General features: G+C 55.8%; 1 rRNA gene (running past one end of the window). It reads left to right on the forward strand.

What is annotated here, in order from left to right:
* Positions 1 to 2,584, forward strand: a 23S ribosomal RNA gene (locus BPODLACK_RS22925); it begins 132 nt to the left of the window's first position.
* The last annotated feature ends 24 nt before the right edge of the window (positions 2,585 to 2,608 follow it).

Below are 2,608 nucleotides of genomic sequence, written 5' to 3' on the forward strand. Positions count from 1 at the left end.
AGTACCGTGAGGGAAAGGTGAAAAGTACCCCGGGAGGGGAGTGAAATAGTACCTGAAACCGGACGCTTACAATCCGTCAGAGCCTGCGCCTTCGGGGTGGGTGATGGCGTGCCTTTTGAAGAATGAGCCTGCGAGTTAGTGCTCGGTGGCGAGGTTAACCCGTGTGGGGTAGCCGTAGCGAAAGCGAGTCTGAATAGGGCGTTTGAGTCGCCGGGTCTAGACCCGAAGCGGAGTGATCTACCCATGGCCAGGGTGAAGCGACGGTAAGACGTCGTGGAGGCCCGAACCCACTTCAGTTGAAAATGGAGGGGATGAGCTGTGGGTAGGGGTGAAAGGCCAATCAAACTCCGTGATAGCTGGTTCTCCCCGAAATGCATTTAGGTGCAGCGTCACATGTTTCTTACCGGAGGTAGAGCTACTGGATGGCCGATGGGCCCCACAGGGTTACTGACGTCAGCCAAACTCCGAATGCCGGTAAGTGAGAGTGTGGCAGTGAGACTGCGGGCGATAAGGTTCGTAGTCGAGAGGGAAACAGCCCAGATCGCCGGCTAAGGCCCCTAAGCGTGTACTAAGTGGAAAAGGATGTGGGGTCGCGAAGACAACCAGGAGGTTGGCTTAGAAGCAGCCACCCTTGAAAGAGTGCGTAATAGCTCACTGGTCAAGTGATCCTGCGCCGACAATGTAGCGGGGCTCAAGTACACCGCCGAAGCCGCGGCACTCACACAATAGCCCGTTGGTTTTCTACGGAGAATCAACCAGGTGTGTGGGTGGGTAGGGGAGCGTCCTGCATCCGTGGAAGCCACAGAGTGATCTAGTGGTGGAGGGTGTGGGAGTGAGAATGCAGGCATGAGTAGCGAAAGCAGAGTGAGAAACTCTGCCGCCGAATGACCAAGGGTTCCTGGGCCAGGCTAATCCGCCCAGGGTGAGTCGGGACCTAAGGCGAGGCCGACAGGCGTAGTCGATGGACAACGGGTTGATATTCCCGTACCCGTGTATCCGCGCCCATGCTGAATCAGTTGTACTAACCATCCAGATCCCCCAGGAGCACCTTCGGGTGCCGGGTGGGGTGATGCATGGGACCTTGGCTGGTAGTAGGCAAGCGATGGGGTGACGCAGGAAGGTAGTGGGGCCAGTCAGTGGTTGTACTGGTGTAAGCCTGTAGGGCGTGTTCTAGGCAAATCCGGAACACATACAGCCTGAGAGGTGATGCGTAGCCGTTGCGGTGAATTCCATGATCCTATGCTGCCGAGAAAAGCCTCTAGTGAGTTGGTACACGGCCCGTACCCCAAACCAACACAGGTGGTCAGGTAGAGAATACTAAGGCGATCGAGAGAACTGTGGTTAAGGAACTCGGCAAAATGCCCCCGTAACTTCGGGAGAAGGGGGACCCATCCTGGTGACGAGATTTACTCTCTGAGCTGGTGTGGGTCGCAGAGACCAGAGAGAAGCGACTGTTTACTAAAAACACAGGTCCGTGCGAAGTCGTAAGACGATGTATACGGACTGACGCCTGCCCGGTGCTGGAAGGTTAAGAGGACCGGTTAGTTCCTTTCGGGGAGCGAAGCTGAGAATTTAAGCCCCAGTAAACGGCGGTGGTAACTATAACCATCCTAAGGTAGCGAAATTCCTTGTCGGGTAAGTTCCGACCTGCACGAATGGCGTAACGACTTCTCTGCTGTCTCAACCACAGACTCGGCGAAATTGCAGTACGAGTAAAGATGCTCGTTACGCGCGGCAGGACGAAAAGACCCCGGGACCTTCACTATAGCTTGGTATTGGTGTTCGGTTCGGTTTGTGTAGGATAGGTGGGAGACTGTGAAGTGGGCACGCCAGTGTTCATGGAGTCGTTGTTGAAATACCACTCTGATCGTATTGGACTTCTAACCTCGGACCCTGATCGGGTTCAGGGACAGTGCCTGGTGGGTAGTTTAACTGGGGCGGTTGCCTCCTAAAAGGTAACGGAGGCGCCCAAAGGTTCCCTCAGCCTGGTTGGCAATCAGGTGTTGAGTGTAAGTGCACAAGGGAGCTTGACTGCGAGACGTACATGTCGAGCAGGGACGAAAGTCGGGACTAGTGATCCGGCACCGGCAAGTGGAAGCGGTGTCGCTCAACGGATAAAAGGTACCCCGGGGATAACAGGCTGATCTTCCCCAAGAGTCCATATCGACGGGATGGTTTGGCACCTCGATGTCGGCTCGTCGCATCCTGGGGCTGGAGTAGGTCCCAAGGGTTGGGCTGTTCGCCCATTAAAGCGGCACGCGAGCTGGGTTTAGAACGTCGTGAGACAGTTCGGTCTCTATCCGCCGCGCGCGTAAGAAACTTGAGGAAACCTGTCCCTAGTACGAGAGGACCGGGACGGACGAACCTCTGGTGTGCCAGTTGTCCCGCCAGGGGCACCGCTGGTTAGCTACGTTCGGAAGGGATAACCGCTGAAAGCATCTAAGCGGGAAGCCTGTTCCAAGATGAGGTTTCTCACCCCCTTTGCGGGGTTAAGGCCCCCTACAGACCATGGGGTTGATAGGCCAGAACTGTACGCACAGCAATGTGTTCAGGTGACTGGTACTAATCGGCCGAGGACTTACCAACAACACCCACACACCACAAAACA

The sequence above is a fragment of the Gordonia sp. YY1 genome (genome assembly GCF_009872315.1).
In the GTDB taxonomy this organism is placed as follows: Bacteria; Actinomycetota; Actinomycetes; order Mycobacteriales; family Mycobacteriaceae; genus Gordonia; species Gordonia amicalis.